Annotated in this window: 22 protein-coding genes; 16 read left to right on the top strand and 6 right to left on the bottom strand. The window is 72.3% G+C overall.

Features of this window, described 5'->3' with window-relative positions; translation table 11 throughout:
- Positions 1-31: 31 nt before the first annotated feature.
- Complete coding sequence (locus WFI16_RS01715; RefSeq protein WP_419896061.1) at positions 32-928, bottom strand: LysR family transcriptional regulator; 897 nt, start codon at positions 926-928, stop codon at positions 32-34.
- A gap of 99 nt (positions 929-1027) precedes the next feature.
- Here WFI16_RS01715 and WFI16_RS01710 point away from each other — a divergent pair, with 99 nt between their 5' ends.
- On the top strand, positions 1028-1747 hold the full coding sequence (locus tag WFI16_RS01710; RefSeq protein ID WP_419896060.1) for an SDR family oxidoreductase: 720 nt from the start codon (positions 1028-1030) through the stop codon (positions 1745-1747).
- A 4-nt stretch (positions 1748-1751) separates the two neighbouring features.
- Here the strand turns inward: WFI16_RS01710 and WFI16_RS01705 are convergent, their stop codons facing one another.
- Entirely contained in the window at positions 1752-2183 is a 432-nt protein-coding gene (locus tag WFI16_RS01705) for a winged helix-turn-helix transcriptional regulator (RefSeq protein ID WP_419896059.1), read from the bottom strand.
- Between the two features lie 107 nt (positions 2184-2290).
- Between WFI16_RS01705 and WFI16_RS01700 the strand changes: the two genes are divergently transcribed.
- The gene (locus WFI16_RS01700; protein ID WP_419896058.1) at positions 2291-3040 is read left to right on the top strand and encodes an SDR family oxidoreductase; all 750 of its coding nucleotides are present in this window, start codon (positions 2291-2293) and stop codon (positions 3038-3040) included.
- 19 nt (positions 3041-3059) lie between these two features.
- On the opposite strand, the gene WFI16_RS01695 is transcribed toward WFI16_RS01700, so the two are convergent.
- Both WFI16_RS01695 and WFI16_RS01690 read right to left on the bottom strand, forming a co-directional pair.
- Positions 3060-3755: a GOLPH3/VPS74 family protein gene (locus WFI16_RS01695; protein WP_419896057.1), complete on the bottom strand. Its 696-nt coding sequence runs from the start codon at positions 3753-3755 to the stop codon at positions 3060-3062.
- Between the two features lie 10 nt (positions 3756-3765).
- On the bottom strand, positions 3766-5376 hold the full coding sequence (locus WFI16_RS01690; protein ID WP_419896056.1) for a gamma-glutamyltransferase: 1611 nt from the start codon (positions 5374-5376) through the stop codon (positions 3766-3768).
- 237 nt (positions 5377-5613) lie between these two features.
- Here WFI16_RS01690 and WFI16_RS01685 point away from each other — a divergent pair, with 237 nt between their 5' ends.
- From WFI16_RS01685 to WFI16_RS01650, 8 genes are all read left to right on the top strand, one after another.
- Positions 5614-6414: a glycosyltransferase family 2 protein gene (locus WFI16_RS01685; protein ID WP_419896055.1), complete on the top strand. Its 801-nt coding sequence runs from the start codon at positions 5614-5616 to the stop codon at positions 6412-6414.
- A gap of 17 nt (positions 6415-6431) precedes the next feature.
- Entirely contained in the window at positions 6432-7628 is a 1197-nt protein-coding gene (locus WFI16_RS01680) for a glycosyltransferase (protein ID WP_419896054.1), read from the top strand.
- Positions 7625-8536 carry a glycosyltransferase family A protein gene (locus WFI16_RS01675; protein WP_419896053.1) on the top strand — a complete coding sequence of 304 codons (912 nt, stop codon included), beginning with the start codon at positions 7625-7627 and terminating at the stop codon, positions 8534-8536. Before WFI16_RS01680 ends, WFI16_RS01675 begins: the two co-directional genes overlap by 4 nt.
- A gap of 112 nt (positions 8537-8648) precedes the next feature.
- Positions 8649-10811, top strand: a complete 2163-nt coding sequence (locus tag WFI16_RS01670; protein ID WP_419896052.1) for a malate synthase G — start codon at positions 8649-8651, stop codon at positions 10809-10811.
- Positions 10812-10818: 7 nt separating this feature from the next.
- Positions 10819-11346 (top strand): sigma-70 family RNA polymerase sigma factor, encoded by a 528-nt coding sequence (locus WFI16_RS01665; protein WP_419896051.1) that lies wholly within the window; start codon positions 10819-10821, stop codon positions 11344-11346.
- The gene (locus WFI16_RS01660) at positions 11343-12023 is read left to right on the top strand and encodes an anti-sigma factor (protein WP_419896050.1); all 681 of its coding nucleotides are present in this window, start codon (positions 11343-11345) and stop codon (positions 12021-12023) included. Before WFI16_RS01665 ends, WFI16_RS01660 begins: the two co-directional genes overlap by 4 nt.
- A 166-nt stretch (positions 12024-12189) precedes the next feature.
- A complete protein-coding gene (locus WFI16_RS01655) occupies positions 12190-12972 on the top strand; it encodes a DUF4394 domain-containing protein (RefSeq protein ID WP_419896049.1) in 783 nt (260 codons plus the stop codon).
- An 89-nt stretch (positions 12973-13061) separates the two neighbouring features.
- Positions 13062-13460 carry an MAPEG family protein gene (locus tag WFI16_RS01650; RefSeq protein WP_419896048.1) on the top strand — a complete coding sequence of 133 codons (399 nt, stop codon included), beginning with the start codon at positions 13062-13064 and terminating at the stop codon, positions 13458-13460.
- A gap of 9 nt (positions 13461-13469) precedes the next feature.
- Here the strand turns inward: WFI16_RS01650 and WFI16_RS01645 are convergent, their stop codons facing one another.
- Positions 13470-14117 carry a GNAT family N-acetyltransferase gene (locus WFI16_RS01645; RefSeq protein WP_419896047.1) on the bottom strand — a complete coding sequence of 216 codons (648 nt, stop codon included), beginning with the start codon at positions 14115-14117 and terminating at the stop codon, positions 13470-13472.
- Between the two features lie 344 nt (positions 14118-14461).
- On the opposite strand from WFI16_RS01645, the gene WFI16_RS01640 reads away from it, so the two are divergent.
- The 5 genes from WFI16_RS01640 to alkB all read left to right on the top strand — a co-directional run bounded on the left by WFI16_RS01640 (position 14462) and on the right by alkB (position 17754).
- Entirely contained in the window at positions 14462-15166 is a 705-nt protein-coding gene (locus WFI16_RS01640) for an ATP12 family chaperone protein (RefSeq protein ID WP_419896046.1), read from the top strand.
- Positions 15167-15201: 35 nt separating this feature from the next.
- Positions 15202-15477 (top strand): acylphosphatase, encoded by a 276-nt coding sequence (locus tag WFI16_RS01635; RefSeq protein ID WP_419896045.1) that lies wholly within the window; start codon positions 15202-15204, stop codon positions 15475-15477.
- Entirely contained in the window at positions 15474-16412 is a 939-nt protein-coding gene (locus WFI16_RS01630) for a hypothetical protein (RefSeq protein WP_419896044.1), read from the top strand. Before WFI16_RS01635 ends, WFI16_RS01630 begins: the two co-directional genes overlap by 4 nt.
- 83 nt (positions 16413-16495) lie before the next feature.
- Positions 16496-16993: a methylated-DNA--[protein]-cysteine S-methyltransferase gene (locus WFI16_RS01625; protein ID WP_419896043.1), complete on the top strand. Its 498-nt coding sequence runs from the start codon at positions 16496-16498 to the stop codon at positions 16991-16993.
- 113 nt (positions 16994-17106) lie between these two features.
- Positions 17107-17754: a DNA oxidative demethylase AlkB gene (alkB, locus tag WFI16_RS01620; RefSeq protein WP_419896042.1), complete on the top strand. Its 648-nt coding sequence runs from the start codon at positions 17107-17109 to the stop codon at positions 17752-17754.
- Here the strand turns inward: alkB and WFI16_RS01615 are convergent.
- Positions 17751-18386: an FMN-binding negative transcriptional regulator gene (locus WFI16_RS01615; RefSeq protein WP_419896041.1), complete on the bottom strand. Its 636-nt coding sequence runs from the start codon at positions 18384-18386 to the stop codon at positions 17751-17753. The genes alkB and WFI16_RS01615 overlap by 4 nt on opposite strands.
- A 162-nt stretch (positions 18387-18548) precedes the next feature.
- Here WFI16_RS01615 and pdxR point away from each other — a divergent pair, with 162 nt between their 5' ends.
- Positions 18549-20003 carry a MocR-like pyridoxine biosynthesis transcription factor PdxR gene (gene pdxR / locus WFI16_RS01610; protein ID WP_419896040.1) on the top strand — a complete coding sequence of 485 codons (1455 nt, stop codon included), beginning with the start codon at positions 18549-18551 and terminating at the stop codon, positions 20001-20003.
- The last annotated feature ends 12 nt before the right edge of the window (positions 20004-20015 follow it).

Here is a 20015-nt window from a genome sequence, read left to right as displayed (position 1 = left end):
CACCGCGCCGCGGCGATCGTTTCGCCGGCTCTCAGCCCGGCCTGCCGCGCGCCGCGCGCAGATGGTCCACCAGCGCCCGCAGCTTGGGCGCCAGGTTCCGGCGCGAGGGGAAGTACAGGAAGAAGCCCGGGAAGCTGCCGGAGAACTCCTGCAGCACCTCGACCAGCTCCCCCCGCGCGAGGGGCGTGGAGAAGGTGTCGGCCATGCCGAAGGTGATGCCGCCGCCGGCGACCGCCAGGCGGATCATCAGCCCCATGTCGTTGGTGGTCACCTCCGGCGCCACCGCGACGTCGAACTCGCGGCCGCCCTCGCAGAACTCCCAGCGATAGGGCGGCAGGTGCGGCGCCGGCCGCCAGCCGATGCAGCGATGCGCCGGCAGCTCGCGCGGATGCGCCGGCACCCCCCGCCGCGCCAGATAGGCCGGCGAGGCCACCGCCATCTGCCGCTGCGGCCCGGAGACGGGGACGGCCACCATGTCCTGCTCGATCACCTCGCCCAGCCGGACGCCGGCGTCGTAGCCGGCGGCGACGATGTCGAATTCCTCGTCGGTCAGGGTGACGTCGAGCTGCACCTCCGGGAATGTCTCGAGGAACCCGGCCAGCAGCGGTCCTGACAGAAAACTCTCGGCAATGGTGGAGACGGCGAGGCGCAGCCGGCCGCGCGGCGCGCCCTGGCTTTCCTGCGCCGCCTGCGCCGCCGCGCGGATCTCCGCCAACGCCGGCGCCAGCGTCGCCAGCAGCGCCGCCCCCGCCTCGGTCGGCGCCACGCTGCGGGTGGTCCGCTGCAGCAGGGCGACGCCGAGCGACTGCTCCAGCCGGCGCACCGCCTGGCTGACCGCCGGGCGGGTGACGCCGAGCGATTCGGCCGCGGCGCGGAAGCTGCGCGCCTCGGCCACGGCGGCGAAGACGGCGAAGGCATTCAGGTCCATTCGTGCATCCTGCTTACCAGCCCGGTCAGCATTGGGCGGATTTTCTTACTCCTGTCGGCTCTCTACCTCATCGCCATCGCCAACAGGAGGGAGATTCCCATGGACAAGGTCGTTCTGGTCACCGGCGCTTCCAGCGGCATCGGCCAGGCCATCGCCCGCGAGCTGGCCGCGTCCGGCGCCCGCGTCATGCTCGGCGCCCGCCGCCTCGACCGCGTCGAGGCCCTGGCCGCCGCGTTGCGCGCCGAGGGCCACCAGGCGCTGGCGCAGCGGCTGGATGTCACCGACCGCGCCGATGTCGCCCGCTTCGCCGAGGCCGCCCGCGCCGCCTGGGGCCGCGTCGACGTCATCGTCAACAATGCCGGCGTCATGCCGCTCTCGCCGATGGCCTCGCTGCTGGTCGAGGAATGGGACCGCATGATCGACGTCAACATCCGCGGCGTGCTGCACGGCATCGCCGCGGTGCTGCCGGAGATGACGGCGCGCGGCAGCGGCCATGTGGTGAACATCGCCTCGATCGGCGCGCTGTCGGTGGTGCCGACCGCCGCGGTCTATTGCGCCACCAAGTTCGCGGTGCGCGCCCTCTCCGAGGGGCTGCGCCAGGAGAACCGGCGGATCCGCGTCACCTGCCTCCATCCCGGCGTGGTCGAGAGCGAGCTGGCCGACAGCATCACCGATCCCACGGCGGCGGCGGCGATGCGCGACTACCGCGCCATCGCGCTGCAGCCCTCGGCCATCGCGCGGGCGGTGCGCTATGCGCTGGCGCAGCCCGAGGAGGTCGATGTCAGCGAGATGGTCATCCGCCCGACTGCGGCCGCCTGACGCCTCACCCCGCCGCGCGGTCGTCGAAGGCGCGGCGGGCTTCCTCCACCGCGGCCAGGTTCTCCTCGGCCCAGATCCAGACGCCGCAAAAGGCGGCGCCCAGCCCCTCGCCCAGCCCGGTCAGCCGGTACTCGACGCGCGGCGGCACCACCGGATGGACGATGCGGGTGATCAGCCCGTCGCGCTCCATCTGCCGCAGCGTCTGGGTCAGCATCTTCTGGCTGACCCCCGGCACGGCGCGGGCGAGCGCGGTGAAGCGCAGCAGCCCGTGCTCGGCCAGCGCCTCCAGCACCAGCATGGTCCATTTGTCGGCGACCCGGCCGATCAGCTGGTTCACCAGCGCCTCGACCCGCGGGTCGATCTCGGCCGGCGGCGTGGTGGCGCGGGCGGCCTCGGCGCGGGCGATGGCCTCGGGCGAGAAGGGCAGCCGCGGCATCGACACTCTCCATGCGGTAAGTATGGAACTTTCGGGTGCCTTCTTCCCATTGGAGAGCGAAAGGCGCAAGTCACCGCCATCCCGTTCCCCTCGGAAGGAAGACCCCCATGCAGACCACCGGCAACACCCTCCTGGTCACCGGCGGCGGCTCCGGCATCGGCCGGGCGCTCGCGCAGCGCTGGCACGACCGCGGCAACCGCGTCATCGTCGCCGGCCGCCGCCTGGCCGCGCTGGAGGAGACCATCGCCGGCCGTCCCGGCATGGCGGCGCTGGCCTTCGACGCCGACGATGCCGCCGGCCTCCGCGCCTTCGCCGCCGAGGCGATCCGCCGCCATCCGGCGATCAACGTGCTGGTCAACAATGCCGGCATCATGCGGCGCGAGAACCTGACCGCGCCGCGCGACCTCGCGGATGCCGAGGCGACGCTGACCACCAACCTGCTCGGCCCGATCCGGCTGATCGACGCCTTCATCGCGCATCTCTCGGCGCAGCCGGCGGCGGCGGTGGTCAATGTCACCTCCGGCCTGGCCTTCGTGCCGCTGCCGTCGACGCCGACCTATTCGGCGACCAAGGCGGCGCTGCATTCCTACAGCGTCGCGCTGCGCGAGCAGCTGCGCGGCGGCCCGGTCGAGGTGATCGAGATCGCGCCGCCCGCGGTGCAGACCGAGCTCACCCCCGGCCAGTCGACGCGCGAGGGTTACCTGCCGCTCGACGCCTTCGCCGACGAGGTGATGGACCTGCTGGCCGCCACCCCGACGCCGGAGGAGATCCTGGTCGAGCGCGTCGGAATGCTGCGCCATGCCGAGGCGCAGGGCCGCTTCGCCGAGGTCCTCGGCATGCTGAAGGCCTACGGCTGAAGCACCACCGGCCGGGACCTCACCCGTCCCGGTGCGATCCGCCGAAGGACAGATCGCGCGCCGAGGCCGCCAGCGACCGGGCCATCTCCTCCAGCGCCGCCAGCTGGGCGATGCGGCCCTCGGCGCGGGCGGCCTCCTCGGGCGAGAGCAGCAGCGGGACCAGCCCGGTGATGCGGCACAGCCCGATCAGCATGGCATCCCGCGGCTCGGGGATCTCGTCGGCCAGGATGACGCCGCGCAGCCGGGCGCGCACCTCCCGGGTCTGGCGGTCATCCCGCTTGGGATAGCGGTGGTCGGGGAAGACCCAGAGCACCCGGCCCTTCTCGCGCTTCAGGATGCCGCGGCCGACCAGCCGCTCCAGCCAGGCGGCGCGCAGCTTCGCGGCCTCCCTGGCCAGCGTCTCCATCCACCAGCGGCTGCGCTGCGGCGGCTGCTGCGCGCCGATCCGCGCCAGCAGCGCGTCCAGCGGCGCCTCGCCCAGCGGCGCCGCGTCGGTCTGGTAGAGCTGGTCCGGGTCGCTGTCGATCCGCCCGGCCAGCGCCAGCTCCATCAGCATGGCGCCGGCCATGGCCAGGTCCGCCGCCATCCCGGCGGCGCCGACCGGCCGGCCGGTGGCGTCGTCCAGCGTCAGCAGCAGGATCTCCTCCGGCATGGTGACCGGCATGGCGGCGGCCGGGGCAACAAGCGGGGCGACGGGCGGGGCGCCCTCGGTCATCGGCCTTCCCTCAATGCGCGGCGAGGGCGGCCGACCAGGGCGTCATCACGTCGCTGACGCCGGCGAAGCTGTCGCCTTCCCTGCGGATGAAGTTGGGGCAGGCGAAGTTCACCGGCAGCACGGCATGCTCGACCGTGGTCAGCCCGCCCTGCGCCTGCAGCGCCGCCAGCACGTCGGCCGGCAGCCGGCGGTCGGCGGTGGCGCCGTCGGGGCCCGAGACATCGATGCGCGGATGGTGCGCCGCCGCCTCGGGGTCCATGCCGAAATCCAGGCTGAAGGCCAGCGCCTGGTAGACGGCGGCCAGGATCCGCCGGCCGCCCGAGGCGCCGCCGGCCAGGATCGGGCCGGAGGCATCGGCCACGGTCACCGGGCACATGTTGCAGAGCGGCCGCGCGCCGGGCCGGATCGCATTGGCCGAGCCGGGGCGCGGGTCGAACCACATCATGCCGTTGTTCATCAGCACGCCGCTGCCCGGCAGCACCACGCGGCTGCCCATCGAGGAGAGCAGCGTCGTGGTCATCGCCACCATGTTGCCTTCGGCATCGACCACGGTCAGGTGGGTGGTGCAGGTCTCCGACGGCTCGGCGCCGACCAGCTCCGACCCCGTCGCTTCAGCACCGGCGCCCAGGCCGGTCAGCCGCTCGGCATAGGCCTCCCGCATGGCGCGGGCGAGCGCGCTGAACCAGGCGGCATCCGGCGTGGCGCCGGGGTCGAGCTTCGCCATCTCGGCGACGACGCGGGCGAGCGTCGGCGCCGCGGTCAGCCCGCCGGCCCCCTGCAGCGTCAGCCCGCCGCGCCAGGGGATGGAGAGCGCCGGCCGCACCACGGCCTTGCAGCCCTTCAGGTCGGCCTCCGAGATCCGCCCGCCCAGCGTCTTCATGTCGGCCAGGATCGAGGCGGCGACATCGCCCTCGTAGAAGTCGCGCCAGCCGGCCGCGGCCAGCCGCTCCAGCGTCTCCGGCAGCCGGCCGAGCCGGAAGAAGCCGGGCGAGCCCTGGTAGGGCGCCACCGGTGGCAGCCCGTCCGGCAGGTAGATCCGCGCGCTTTCCGGATAGAGCCGCAGCACCTTGGCGGAATTGGCGATCTTCAGCGTGGTGTACCAGTCCTGCGGCAGGCCGCGCTTCGCCAGCGCCACCGCCGGCGCCAGCAGCTCGGCGATCCCCATGCCGCTGCCGAAGCGCTCCGCCATGGTGCCATAGCCGGCGACCGAGGAGGGGATGACGAAGGAGAGCGGCCCGTGGATGTTGCGGTCGCCCTCGACCTCCGGCCAGGAGAACAGGTCCTGCTTCATCTTGCCGGTCAGCGGATAGTCGGCCGGGTCGCTGGCGCCCGGCGCGACAGGGCCGAAATCCAGCAGCTCGGCGGTCGGGCTGCCGGCCTTGTGGAACAGCGCGAAGCCGATGCCGCCGAGGCCGGAATTCCACGGCTCCATCGCCGCCAGGGCGAAGGCGGTGGCGACCGCCGCATCGGCCGCGTTGCCGCCGGCCTCCAGCACCGCGACGCCGGCCTCGGCCGCCGCCCGGCTCTGGCTGGCCACCATGCCCCGCTTGCCCCGCGCCACAGGCTTGGTCACCTGCCAGTGCTGGGTGGTGAAAACCGGCGGCTCGGTGGAAAGGGTCATGGCGCAGCGCATCCTGTTGGGTGGGCCGGAGCTTCTTGCCTTCCCGCAGGACTGTCCAGCCATCCCACGGCCCGCCCGGCCTTCCCATCGGCCTGGCGCCCACGCCCCTGCCGGGCTGTATAAATTTTAATCAATTGGTCCCGCATTGGTTCATGGCACGGACAATTGATCAAAATTGTTGCAAACCCCGCGACATCGTGATGGTTTCGAAACGAATTCAAAGCATGGAGAACTGGAGTGAGCGCGCCGCTGCTGACTGTGGGGATTCCTGTCTTTAACGAACAGCTGGCCATCACCCGCGCGATCTCGTCGGTGCTGAACCAGACATGGAACGGCGACTTTGAAATACTCATCGTCGATGACGGATCGACCGATGAGACCTGCCAGGTCATTCAGAAGATTTCGAACAGAGTCAACAACATAAGACTGGTTCGGCATGAGACGAACCGGGGACGCCCGGCCGCCCGGAACACCCTGCTGCGGGAAGCCAGGGGGCGTTACTTCGCCATGCTGGACGCGGACGACCAATGGTATCCCGACAAGCTCGCCCGGCAATTCGCCCATCTGGACGTGGTGTCGTCGGAGGAAAGCGTCCGGAAGACGATGGTCTGCGGCAATATCAACCACATCGACCTCGCTTCCGGAAAGAGTCGGATCAAGCGCTTCTCGGAAGGCTACGGCAAGAATTACAGCCTTCCCGAAGTACTGTGCGGCAAGAATACGCCGATCAGCCAGCTGGCACTGCTCAGCACTGACTTCTTCCGGGAGGTCGGCGAGTTCGACGACCGGCTGCGCCGCGCCCAGGACTGGGACTTCCTGATCCGCTTTTTCGCGGCCGGCGGGGAGATGAGCTTCGTCGGCGGCAACCCGCTCGCGGCCTTCTTTTTTGAGCCGAAAGGCAGGGATCCGGACGAGATCCAGACCTGCATGGACCTCGTCGTCGACAAGCATGCGCCTCTCTACGAAAGCCACGGGATCGACCGGGAGCAGGTCAAGCAGTCCTACCTCCCCTACATCGAGAGCTTTCGGGCGATCTGAGCCGGAGGAACAACGCCGTGACCCACCGAGTCGCCCTCGTCATCAAGTATCTGGCCGGCGTGGCCGGAGGCGCCGAGCGTGTCGTCGTCGACCTGGCCAATGCGCTGCATCAGCGCGGCCATACGGTCCGCATCTTCACGCAGGAAAAATCCGACGCCCTGCCCTTCTTCCCGCTGCTCCCCGGCGTGGAATACGAGAACACGGCCATCAGCCAGGCACGGATCGAACCGAGCCCCCGGGAGAGGGCGGAGGAGGAGCGGCGGATCGCGCGCTTCTCCGGTGATCCGGAAACGCTGCAATGGTTCAGCGGCTCCGCATCCATGCGGCTCCGGTGGGAACGGGCGATCCTCAACTTCCGGGCCGAGGTGGCGATCACCTTCATGCCGCACACCAACACACCGGTCCTGCAGCAGCTTGGCGCCCAGCTGCCGGTGATCGTCGCCAACCAGAACAGCCCGTCGCAGGATTACTTCAATCCCGGGCGGCACGACCCCAGCGAGGTTGATCGACGGCTCCGGCTGGAAAGCCTCGACCTCGCCGCCCGCATCCAGGTTCTGATCCCGAACTTCGTCGACGAGCTGCCCGCCCGGCTGCGGCCACGGCTCTGCGTCATCCCCAACTGCGTGCGCCCCGCCGACGGCCCGCCGGCCTCGCCTGCCGATAACGGCCGGATCATTGCCGTGGGGCGGCTGGTCCCGCAGAAGGGCTTCGACATCCTGCTGCGCGCCATGGCGCATGTCGTCCGCGATCATCCCGGATGGCAGCTCTCGCTGTTCGGCAGCGGTCCCGAGGAAGCCGCCCTGCGCCAGATCGTGCGGGAGAACTTCCTGCAGAAGAACGTGCTCTTTCACGGCACCAGCAACGCCATCGCTCAGGAGATGGCGCGCTCGACGATCTTCGTCATTCCTTCGCTCTACGAAGGCTGGGGCCTGACCCTGACGGAGGCGATGTCTGCCGGCCTGCCCTGCATCGGCTTCGCCGACTGCTCGGGAGTCAACTGGCTGCTGCAGGACCCCGAGGTCGGGCAGCTGGTGCCTGAGCGCAGCGCCGCGGCGCTGGCGCGGGCGATCGGAGGGCTGATCGAGGCGCCGGAGCGCCGCGCGGCCATGGGCCAGCAGGCGCGCGCCTCTATCGCCCGCTTCTCCCCCGAGGCGGTCTATGGCCTGTGGGACGACACCATTCGAGAGATCTGCGCGAGGAGGATGTCGGCATGACCGAGGTCACGATCGGGATCGCGGCCTACAATGCCGAGAACACCCTGGAACGCGCCATCGACAGCGCGCTGGGCCAGAGCTTCGGCGGCCGCTACGAGATCGTCGTGGCGGATGACGGCTCGACCGACCTCACGCCGAACATCGCGCGCTCCTACGCGCTGCAGTTTCCCGACATCGTCCGCTTCTTCCGCTTCGAGAACCGTGGCGTCGCCACGACCCGGAACTCGATCCTGAAGCGGGCGCGGGGGACCTACATGACCTGGCTCGACGCCGACGATTATTACTTTCCCAATAAGATTGATGTTCAGTACCGATCGGTGACTTCCCAGGAGAAGCTCAGCAACGAGAAGATCTCGGTCTTCTCCAACTTCCTCATGGGCCACGAGACCTATGATTTCTCCCAGTATGAGGGCGATGCGGTCGCCGCGATCCTGCGCGGAGAACTCAGGGCCTATCTCTGGTCATCGATGATGCGGACCAGCCATTATCGAGCCCTCAACGGCTTCACCGAAAGCCTGCACCGCAGCGAGGACCAGGACCTCCTGATCCGCTTCCTGCTGTCGGGCGGCAAGCTGCACGCGATCGGCGGCGACGCCGCGATGGTCTATCATTTCAGCACCATGCGACCGGGCCGGCATGTCGAGGCGAGCCTGGACTTCATCGTCGAGAAATACGGCGACCTGATGAAGTCGCTGGGCATCTACGACGAATACGTGCCCCGCCGCTATTGGGAGATCGCCGGCTTCTACCGCGCCAACAAGGATTGGGACGACATGTGGCGCTGCCGCGGCATGGCGGTGAAACTGGACCATGAGCGCTACTTCCCGAGGCTGATGGCCACCATCTTCCAGGAGGTGGACGGCCGGGTCAGGACCATCATGGACGCCACGTTGCGAAAGACGGGCTGAAGGCCGCCGCCAGCCCGCGCCGCCCTCGGGCTGCCTCCTCGCCCAGCCCCCCTTCCCCCTCCCCGCGGTTGCAGGTTAACTCCCCGCGAAGGTTCAAAAGCGGAGGGATGCCATGGCGCAGGTCGGATCGTTGCAGGTAGCGCAGCCGCTGAAGGATTTCGTCGAGGCCGAGGCGCTGCCCGGCACCGGCCTGCAGCCGGCCGCCTTCTGGGAGGCCTATGCCGGCATCCTGGCCGATCTCGCGCCGCGCAATGCCGAACTCCTGGCCGAGCGCGACGCGCTGCAGGCGAAGCTCGACGCCTGGCACCGCGCCAACCCGGCCCGCCCGGTTGATGCCGCGGCCTATACTGGCTTCCTGCGCGAGATCGGCTACCTGCTGCCCGATCCCGGCCCGGTCAGCGTCACCACCGACAAGGTCGACCCGGAGATCGCCAGCATCGCCGGGCCGCAGCTGGTCGTGCCGGTGAACAACCCGCGCTATGCGCTGAACGCCGGCAATGCGCGCTGGGGCAGCCTCTACGACGCGCTCTACGGCACCGACGCCATCCCGCAGGAGGGCGCGCTCGCGGCCGGGCGCGGCTTCAACCGCGCCCGCGGCGAGAAGGTGATCGCCCGGGCGCGGGCCGTGCTGGACCAGGCCGCGCCGCTGCTGGGCGGCTCCTGGGCCGATGTTGCTTCCCTTTCCATCGTCGGCGGCGTGCTGGTCGTGGGCCTGGCCGAGGGCGGCGCCACCGCGCTGCGCCACTCGGCCCAGTTTGTCGGCTACCGCGGCACGGCCGAGGCGCCGGAGGCCATCCTGCTGGCCAATCACGGCCTGCATCTCGAGCTGAAGCTCGATCGCGCCCATCCGATCGGCAAGGACGACCCGGCCGGCATCGCCGATGTCATCCTGGAATCCGCCGTCTCCACCATCATGGATTGCGAGGACTCGGTCGCCGCCGTCGATGCCGAGGACAAGGTCGCCGTCTATCGCGCCTGGCTCGGCCTGATGAAGGGCGACCTGGAGGCGAAGCTCGAGAAGGACGGCCACACCATCACCCGCCGGCTGAACCCGGACCGCGACTACACCACCCCCTCGGGCGGCACGCTGACCCTGCATGGCCGCAGCCTGATGCTGGTGCGCAATGTCGGCCACCACATGATGACCGACGCGGTGACGCTGGACGGCGCCGAGACGCCGGAGACCATCCTGGACGCCATGGTCACCGTCGCCATCGCGCTGCACGACATCCGCGGCAAGCGGCTGAACTCCCGCGCCGGCTCGGTCTATATCGTCAAGCCGAAGATGCACGGGCCGAAGGAAGTGGCCTGGGCCAATGAGCTGTTCGGCCGCGTCGAGGCCGCCTTCGGCCTGGAGCCCAACACGCTGAAGATGGGCATCATGGACGAGGAGCGCCGCACCACGGTGAACCTCCGCGCCTGCATCGGCGCCGCCTCCGGCCGGGTCGCCTTCATCAACACCGGCTTCCTGGATCGCACCGGCGACGAGATCCACACCGCGATGGAAGCCGGCCCGGTGCTGCGCAAGGGCGACATGAAGGGCGCCGCCTGGATCAAGGCCTACGAGGATTGGAACGTCGACACCGGCCTGGCCTGCGGGCTGCGTGGCCGCTCGCAGATCGGCAAGGGCATGTGGGCCATGCCGGACCGGATGGCCGACATGCTGGCGCAGAAGTCGGGCCACCCCAAGGCCGGCGCCAACACCGCCTGGGTGCCCTCGCCGACGGCCGCCACCCTGCACGCGCTGCACTACCATGAGACCGACGTGGCGGCGCGGCAGGAGGCGCTTCTCGCCGGTGGCGCCCGCGCGGAACTGAAAGAAATCCTGACGATTCCGCTGTCGCCCTCCAACTGGGCGCCGGCCGATGTGCAGGCGGAGCTCGACAACAACGCCCAGGGCATCCTCGGCTATGTCGTGCGCTGGATCGACCAGGGGGTGGGCTGCTCCAAGGTGCCGGACATCAACGATGTCGGGCTGATGGAGGACCGCGCGACCTTGCGCATCTCCGCCCAGCACATCGCCAACTGGCTGCGCCACGGCGTGGTCAGCCGCGGCCAGGTCGAGGACACGCTGAAGCGCATGGCTGCCGTGGTCGACCAGCAGAATGCCGGCGACCCGGCCTATCGCCCGATGGCGCCCGGCTATGACGGCCCCGCCTGGAAGGCCGCCTGCGACCTGGTCTTCGAGGGCACGACCCAGCCCAACGGCTATACCGAGTTCGTGCTGCACCGCCGCCGCCGCGAGGCCAAGGCGGCCGTCCAGGCGGCGGGCTGACGCGCCGGTGGACGCCGCCGCGCGGCTCGCCGCCATCGCCGGCGGCGACCGCGCGGCGCTGCGCGCCCTCTACGATGCCGAGGCGCCACGGCTCTACGGCATCGCCCTCGCCTTGCTGCGCGACCGCGACCGTGCCGCCGACGCGCTGCATGACGGCTTCCTGAACATCGCCCGCCGGGCCGGGCAGTTCGACCCGGCGCGCGGCGCGGCCAGCGCCTGGACCGGCGCGGTGGTGCGGCATGCCGCCCTCGACATCGCCCGCCGCCAGGGGCGCGAGATCCCGACCGACGACCCGGCGCTCGGCGACCTGCCCGTCGAGCCCGAGGCCCTGGCCCAGGTCGCCGCCGAGGCGGACGGCCGCCGCCTGCGCGACTGCCTCCTCGCCCTCGAGGAAAGCCGCCGCCGCGGCATCCTGCTGGCCTTCGTGCACGGGTTGTCGCATGCGCAGATCGCCGCGAAGCTGGAACTGCCGCTCGGCACCGTGAAGGCCTGGATCCGCCGCGGCCTGGTGCAGCTGCGGGGCTGCCTGGCATGACGCCCGCCCCCCGCACACCCGAGGAGACCGAGGCGCTGGCCGGCGAATACGTGCTCGGCACGCTGGAGGCCGGCGCCGCCCGCGCGGTGGCCGCCGATCCCGACCCGGCGCTGCGCGCCGCCATCGCCCGCTGGGAGGCGCGGCTGGCGCCGCTGTTCTCTCTCGCGCCGCCCGCGGCGCCGCCGGCCGGCCTGTGGCAACGGATCGAGGGATCGCTGGCCCCCGCGGTGGTGGTGCCGCTGCCTCGTGGAAGAAGCTGGCTCTGGCCGGCCTGGGCGGCCGGGGCCAGCGCGGTCGCCGCCGGGCTGGCGCTGTTCCTCTGGCGGCAGCCGGCGCCGCCGCCGCAGCTGATGACCGTGCTGCTGTCGCGCCAGGACCAGCCGGCCTGGCTGGTGCAGGCGGAAGGCGGCAGCCTGCGGCTGGCGGCGCTGAACCCGCAGCCGGCGCCCGAGGGCCGCGTGCTGCAGCTCTGGGCGCTGCCGCAGGGCGCGACGGCGCCGGTCTCGCTCGGGCTGATCCCGCCCTCGGGCGCGGTCAGCATCGCCCCCGGCCGGGTGGCGCCGGGCCCGGGCATGCTGATCGAGATCACCCTGGAGCCGCCCGGCGGCTCGCCCAACCCGCGGCCGAGCGGACCGATCCTGTTCATCGGCCGGCTGACGGCGGCAGGGCAGAGCTGAGCTGGGCACCGCCTTCCTGAACGGAACATTCATGTCCGCCCTGCCATTCTCCGGCCGGCCGGCGGCGGCCGGCTTTTTTTTCGCCTCCCCTGCGTCCAGCCGGCGCGCCGCTCCGTAAGGCCGGCAGGGGGGCATCCCGCCCCTGCCCGTGTCCAAGGAGCTTCCGATGTCCCTGCGACCCCTGCTGCTGACGGCCTCTGCCCTGATCGGCCTCGGCGCCGCCCCGCTCAGCGCCGCCACCCTGCTGGGCCTGACCGCCGACAACCAGCTGGTCCGCATCGACAGCGAGACCCGCCAGGCCGCCCGCCCCCTCGCCATCCGCGGTGTCGAGGGCCGGCTGCTCGGCATCGACCAGCGCCCGGCGGATGGCCGGCTCTATGGCGTCAGCGATGCCGGGCAGATCGTCACCATCGACCCGGCGACCGGCCGCGCCACCCAGGTCGCCCGGCTGTCCGAGGCCTTCGCCGCCGGCGGCCGCGCCGTGGTCGACTTCAACCCGGTGGCCGACCGGCTGCGGCTGATGGGCATGAACGGCGTCAATTTCCGCGTCCATCCCGACACCGGCGCCGTCACCCGCGACGGCACGCTGAAATACCAGGCCGGCCCGCTGGCCGAGACCACCCCGCGCATCGCCGCCGGCGCCTATACCAGCAGCGTCAAGGGCGCGACGGCGACGCAGCTCTTCACCATCGACACGCTGCTGCGCCAGATGAACCTGCAGGCGCCGCCGAATGACGGGGTGCAGCAGCCGAAGGGCGAGGTCGCCGCCTCGCTGCCGGCCGGCGTCGCCTTCGACATCCTGACCGCTTCGGGTGGCGGCGACACCGCCTTCCTGCTGGCCGGCGGCACGCTGCACAGCCTGTCGCTGGAGACCGGCCGCGCCACCATGCTCGGCCCGGTCGCCCGGCTGCCCGCGGCCGAGGTGATCGACATCGCCGCCTGGCGCTGAGGGAGCGGTTGCGCGGGACGCGTTTTCCCGCGCAACAGCCCGCCGCCTGCGGCATTCTCCCGGCATCGCCGCCGAGAAAGGATGCCGCCATGACCCCCGAGCTGACCCTGCTGGGCTGGACCCTGGTCCTGGCGCTGGTCCAGGTGCTGCTGCCCGCCATGGCGCGCAACCGCGAGACCGGCATCGCCTACAATGCCGGGCCGCGCGACGAGCCGGGGCCACCGGTCGGCCGGGTCACCGCGCGCCTGCGCCGCGCCCAGGCCAATCTCTTCGAGACGCTGCCGCTCTTCGCCGCCGCCATCCTGATCGCCCACCTGGCCGGCCGGGAGGGCGCGCTGACCTTCTGGGGTGCCTGGGCCTTCCTGATCGGCCGCCTGCTGCACCTGCCGCTCTATGCCGCCGGCGTGCCCTATCTGCGCAGCCTGGCCTGGACGCTGTCGCTGGCCGGGCTGATCGCCATCCTCGTCGCCATCCTGCTGCCGGGCTGAGCCTCGTCCCTAGCCCCCGGGCGCCGGCCGCTCGTCCAGCAGCTTCTGCATCAGCACCAGGTCGAGCCAGCGGCCGAACTTGCAGCCGACCTGGGGCAGCCGGCCGACCTCGCGGAAGCCCAGCCGCGCATGCAGCGCCAGCGAGGCGGCATTGCCCGAATCGATCGAGGCCATCATCGCGTGCCGGCCCTGCGCCCGCGCCTCGGCCAGCAGCGCCTCCAGCAGCCGCCGGCCCAGCCCCTGGCCGCGCGCCTCCGGCCGCAGATGCACCGAATGCTCGGCGGTGTGGCGGAAGCCGGCGAAGCAGGGGCGGAAATCGGTGAAGCTGGCGAAGCCCAGCACGCCGCCATCGGCCGCCTCGGCCACCAGCACCGGATGGCCGGCCGCCTGGCGCTGCGCCAGCCAGGCGGCGCGCTGCTCGGCGCTTTCCGGCAGGTCGGCATAGACCGCGGTGCTGCCGGCCACGATCTCGTTGAACAGCATCCGCATGCCCGCCAGATGCTGCGGCCCGGCGGCGACGATCGCCGGCGGCGGCGGCGCCGTGGTGACCGGCAGCGGGCCGAACAGCGCCTGCTGCAGCACCTGCCCGGCGATCAGCCCCTCGGGCAAGCCGGCGGCCACGGCCGGCGCCGGCTCCAGCCCGCTCAGCGGCGACATGCGGGGCGCCCCGGCGGCGAGAGCGGGGCGGCGGCGGCTCGGGGGGAGGACATCGGGCGGTCTCGATCTGGCAACGACCCAGGGTTGCATTTCGCAATGGTTAAAGGAAATCACAGCCTTGAAAGTCAGCCGGTACCGGCGTCCGCGAGACGATACGCATAGCTTCTGACCCAAGCCGCAGGGCTGACGGGCTGCGGCCGCCGCCGCGCCCGTGGGGCCGGGCTCCGGGCCGCTCCGGCGGCGGCGATCCGGCCGGGCCGCCGCCGGCCGATTCGCGCGATCCGGGCCGCCGCCGCCCCCCGCCCCCCTTGGCGCCGCGCCGCCCGCCCCCCATAAGCCAGCCCATGAAGCGTTTCTGGGACCAGGCCGTCGCGACCCCCACCGCCGAAGGCCATGCCGTGCTGCTCGATGGACGCCCGCTGCGCCTGCCCGGCGCCGGGCCGCTGAACCTGCCCTCGGCGCCGCTGGCCGAGGCGGTCGCCGCCGAATGGCAGGCCGCCGGCGGGCAGAAGGGCGCCGAGTTCCGCATGGAGGACGTGCCGCTGACGCGCGTCGTCGCCACCGCCCTCGAGCGCATCGCCCCCGACACCGAGCCCTCGATCCTGGCGCTGGCCGAGTATGGCGGCACCGACCTGCTCTGCTACCGCGCCGCCGAGCCGAAGCTGGCCGCCCGCCAGCGCCAGGCATGGCAGCCGCTGCTGGAATGGGCCGCCGAGGCCTATGGCGCGCCGCTCGGCGTCACCACCGGCATCATGCCGATCAGCCAGCCCGCCGCCTCGCGCGCGGCGCTCGCCGCGGCGCTCGCCCGCCGCAACGCGCTGGAGCTGGCGGCGCTCGGCGTCGCCATCCCGGCGCTGGGCAGCCTGGTGCTGGGCCTGGCGCTGGCCGAGGGCCGCCTCGACGCCGACGAGGCCACCCGCCTCGCCTTCCTCGACGAGGATTTCCAGCAGGAGCTCTGGGGCACCGACGCCGAGGCCGCCGAACGCCGCCGCAATGTCGCGGCCGAGGTGGCGCTCGCCGCCCGCCTCTTGGCCCTGGCGCGGCGCTGACGCAGGCTAATCCTAGCAACAGGAGCGCGACCAGGATGGACGCCAAGCGGGTGCGGATCGAGGGCCGGGTGCAGGGGGTCGGCTATCGCGACTGGATGATCGCCGAGGCCAACCGCCTCGGCGTGCAGGGCTGGGTGCGCAACCGCGCCGATGGCAGCGTCGAGGCGCTGGTGGCCGGCGACGCCGCCGCCGTCGGCGCCCTGCTGACCGCCTGCCGCGCCGGCCCGCGCCTGGCCCGCGTCGACGTCATCACCGAGGAATTCGCCGAGCCGCCGGAGCTGCCCGGCTTCCACCGCGGGCCCTCGCTGTGAGCGGGACGCCGCCCCCGATCGACACGCCGATCATCCTCTATGCCTTCGACCGGCCGGACTACCTGGACCGCGTCGCCGCCTCGCTGACGGCGCAGCGCGGCGTGACCCTCGACCCGCGGCGTGTCTTCCTGCTGCAGGACGCCGCCGTCTCGCCGCGCACCGGCAAACGTTTCGCGAAGGACGAGGACATCGCCGCCTCGATCGCCGCCTTCCGCCGCCACTTCCCCGACAGCCCGGTGCTGGCCGCGCCGCACAACCTGGGCGTCGCCCGCAACATCCTGCGCGGCGAGCGCCTGGTCTTCGACGAGCTGAACGCCGAGCTGGGCTATTTCTTCGAGGACGACCTCGAGCTCGGCCCCTGGTATCTCTTCGCGCTCGAACGCCTGAAGGAGCTCACCGCCCCCTTCGAGCGGGTCGCCTATTTCGGCGCCTATGGCGACCACCGCCGCGACTATCCGGGGCCGGTGGTGAAATACATCCCGCTCGAGCACCACTGGGGCTTCGCGCTGCGCCGCCACGCCTGGCGCCGCATGATGCGCTGGCTGGAACCCTATTACGCGCTGCTCGAGGGGCGCGACTACAATGCCCGCGACCACGCGGCGATCTACGAGCTGTTCCGCCCGCTGGCCATCGCCTCCGAGGCCTCCTCGCAGGACGCCGCCAAGTCGATCGCCTGCCTCGAGCTCGACATGACCCGCGTGCTGACCACCGTCTCCTTCGGCCGCTACATCGGCGAGCGCGGCAATTCCTTCTCGCCGGAGCATTTCCGCGCCATGGGCTTCGACCGGATGAGCATCGCCCGGAGCGAGACCTATGACTTCCAGCCGATGACCGAGGCCAAGCTGCTCGAGGTCGACGGGTTCCACCGGCGGCATTACGAGCGGCTGCGGCGCGAACGGTTCGACGAGATCGTCGAGCGGCACAGGAAGAAGTAAGTTCCGGGGGAAGGAATTCCCCCGGACCCCCCTCTTTTTCTGTCGGGGCCGATGGACGCTGTCCATCGGCGGGACACGCGCCGATGCTTCGCAGACGCACCATCGACTCGCCGGTCGGACCGCTCACCCTCTACGCCAGCGGCGAGGCCCTGCACGCCATCCTCTGGCCCGGCGAGAACCCCCGCCGCGTCCGCCTGGGCGAGAGCGTCGATGCCACCAGCCCCTTGCTGGACGAGGCGATCCGCCAGCTGGGCCAGTATTTCGCCGGCACCCGCCAGGCCTTCGACCTGCCGCTGCAGGAGGACGGCACCGATTTCCAGCGCCGCCACTGGGCCGCGCTGCGCGCCATCCCCTATGGCGAGACCCGCAGCTACGCGGGCCTGGCCGCCCAGCTCGGCACGCCGCGCGCCAGCCGGGCGGTCGGCGCCGCCAATGGCCGCAACCCGCTCTCCATCGTCACCCCCTGCCACCGCGCCCTCGGCAGCGGCGGGTCGCTCACCGGCTTCGCCGGCGGGCTGGCGGCCAAGCGCTGGCTGCTCGACCACGAGGCCCGCCATCGCGCCCCGGCCGGGCCCGGCTGAGCCGGCCGCCGGCGGCGGTATCCGGGATGTCACCGCCCGCCCCCTTCCCGCGCGGCGCGAAGCGGGCAGACTGTCCCGGCAGGGCGCCTCCTGCGACGACAGGAGCCAGCAGCATGGCCCAGCCCGACCTGTTCGCGCCGCCGCCGCCGGCACGGGAGAGCCTCTCCCCCGGCGCCCTGCTGCTGCGCGGCTTCGCCCTCGAGGCCGCGCCTGACCTGCTGGCCGGCATCGCCGCCATCGCCGCCGCCGCGCCCTTCCGCCACATGGTCACCCCCGGCGGCTTCACCATGTCGGTGGCGATGACCAGCTGCGGCGCGCTCGGCTGGGTCACCGACCGCCGCGGCTATCGCTACACCCCCCGCGACCCCGACAGCGGCGCCGCCTGGCCGGCCATGCCGGAAGCCTTCCGCGCCCTGGCGGAACGCGCCGCCGCCGAGGCCGGCTTCCCGGGCTTCGCCCCCGATACCTGCCTGATCAACCGCTACCTCCCCGGGGCGAAGCTCGCCCTGCACCAGGACAAGGACGAGCGCGACACCGGGGCGCCGATCGTCTCGGTCTCGCTCGGCCTGCCGGCCACGTTCCAATGGGGCGGGCTGCAGCGCGGCGACCCGGTGCGCCGCCTGGGGCTCGACCATGGCGACGTGCTGGCCTGGGGCGGGCCGTCCCGCCTGTTCCACCACGGCATCCTGGCGCTGAAGCCGGGCCGGCACCCGGCGACCGGCGCCGCGCGGCTGAACCTGACCTTCCGCCGGGCGGGCTAGCCTTCCGGCGCCGCCGCCAGCATCGCCGCCCCCAGCGCCGGCGCGCCGTGCTCGGCCAGTCCCCGGGCAGCGCCCTCGATGTCGCGGCGCTCCTTGTTCTGGCTGAGCTTCGACTTGCCCTCCAGCCGCGTCACCACGATCTCCAGCCCGACGATGTCCTTCATCCGCGCGTCGAGATAGCTGCGCTCGGCATCGGCCATCTTCCAGGGCTTTTCCAGCGGCGCCTCGTGCACCCGGGTCAGCCGCGCCAGCAGCGGGCGCAGGAAGCGCTCGTCATCGCGCAGCACGGCGCGGCCATGCGCATGCACCACGCGGTAGTTCCAGGTCGGCACCTGGCGATGCGCCTCGTGCTTGCTGGGGTACCAGCTGGGCGAGACATAGGCCTGCTCGGCGCGGAAGATCACCAGCACCTCGGCGCCCGCGCCGATCGCCGCCAGCGCCGGGTTGGCGCGCGCCAGATGCGCCTCCAGCCGGTCCGGCGCGCCGTCCTTGCCGGGCGTGATCAGGAAGGGGATGTGGTTGGCGTCCAGCCCCTCGGGCCCCTGCGTCACCAGGGCGCCCAACGGATGGGCGGCGACCAGGGCGTGCAGCGCCGCGCGGTCGGGCTCGGAGAAATGCGGCGGCAGGTACATGGCGGGGCTTCTTCGCGCGGGAACGGGGATCATGCCGCTTTGCCGCAAGCCGCCCGGCCTGCGCAGGACCAGTTGGCGCCGATCCGGCTGGTCCAGTAGTGCTTGGCGGCCGCCCCGCCGCGCGCGACACTGGCCGGGCAGGCTTCAGGATTCCGACGACAGATGGTGGTCCAGCCACGCCCGGGCGGGCGCGCGATCTATGCGACGCTGAAGCAGCAGATCCTGGCCGGCGCCTATGGCAGCCAGGGGCTGCTGCCCTCGTCGCGGGCGCTGGCGACGGAGCTCGGCGTCTCCCGCACCACCGTCACCGCCGCCTATGAGCAGCTCGCCGCCGAAGGCTTCGTGGCCATCCGCCAGGGCGCGCGGCCGCAGGTGGCGGGGCTGGCGCCCGCCCCCGCCGCGCCGCCGACCGCCACGGCCCCGCCGGGGCCACGGCTGTCGGCCTATGCGGCGCGGCTGCCCTCGGGGCCCGTGCGCTGGCAGGCCCCGGCGCCGCGGCTGCTGGCCGATTTCCGCTATGGCGACCTGGCCGCCGGCGATTTCCCGACCCTGCTGTGGAAGCGCGCGGTGGATGCCGCCATCGCCCGCCGCCCCGACCGCCTGGCCTATGGCGACCCGCAGGGCGCGCCGGAGCTGCGCGCGGCGCTGCAGGCCTATCTATGGCGCGCCCGCGGCCTGCGCTGCGAGCCTGGCCAGATCGTCGTGGTCAATGGCTCGCAGCAGGGGCTGGATCTCTGCGCCCGGCTGCTGCTGGACCCGGGCGACCGCTTCGTCATGGAGAACCCGGGCTACGCCATGGCCCGCCATATCTTTTCCAGTGTCGGCGCGGAGGCGATCCCCGTCCCCGTCGACGCCGAGGGGCTGCGCACGGAGGAACTGACAGGAATCGCGGCGCGGCTGGCCTATGTGACGCCCTCGCACCAGTTCCCGCTGGGCGGCGTGCTGCCGGTGGCGCGCCGCCGCGCCCTGCTGGACTGGGCCCGCCGCCAGGCCGCCTTCGTCATCGAGGACGATTACGACAGCGAGTTCCGCTACGACATCGCGCCGGTCCCGCCGCTGCACGCGCTGGCGGAGGAAGGCGAGGCCGCCGCCCCGGTGATCTACCTGGGCACGGTCTCCAAGACGCTCTCGCCGACGCTGCGCCTCGGCTATCTGGTGCTGCCGCGGGCGCTGACGGAAAGCTTCGCGGTGGCGAAGCAGGTGACGGACCGCCACACCGCGGCGCTGGAGCAGGCGGCGCTGGCCGCCCTGCTGGAGAGCGGCGCCTATGAGCGGCATATCCGCCGCCTGCGCCGCCGCAACGCCGAGCGCCGCGCCACGCTGATCGAGGCGCTGCAGCGCCATTTCGGCGCGGCGATCCGCATCGAGGGCGATGCCGCCGGGCTGCACCTGCTGGCCTGGCTGGACGCCCTGCCCGCCACGGCTGCCGGGGCGCTGCGCGCGGCGGCGCTGCGGCGCCAGATCGGCCTCCATCCGGTGGCGCCGCTCTACGCCCCCGGCGCGCCGCAACCCGGAAGCCTCGGGCTGATGATGGGCTATGGCGCGCTGGAGCCCAGGCGGATCGAGCGCGCCGTGGCGGCGCTGGCGGCCGCGGTGGCGGCGGTGGCGGCCGGGTGACGCGGCGGGCCG

This window comes from Roseomonas sp. USHLN139, assembly GCF_037145735.1.
Classification (GTDB): domain Bacteria; phylum Pseudomonadota; class Alphaproteobacteria; order Acetobacterales; family Acetobacteraceae; genus Pseudoroseomonas.
The sequence above is the reverse complement of the archived record's forward strand: the minus strand, read 5'-3'. Positions and strand labels throughout refer to the sequence as shown.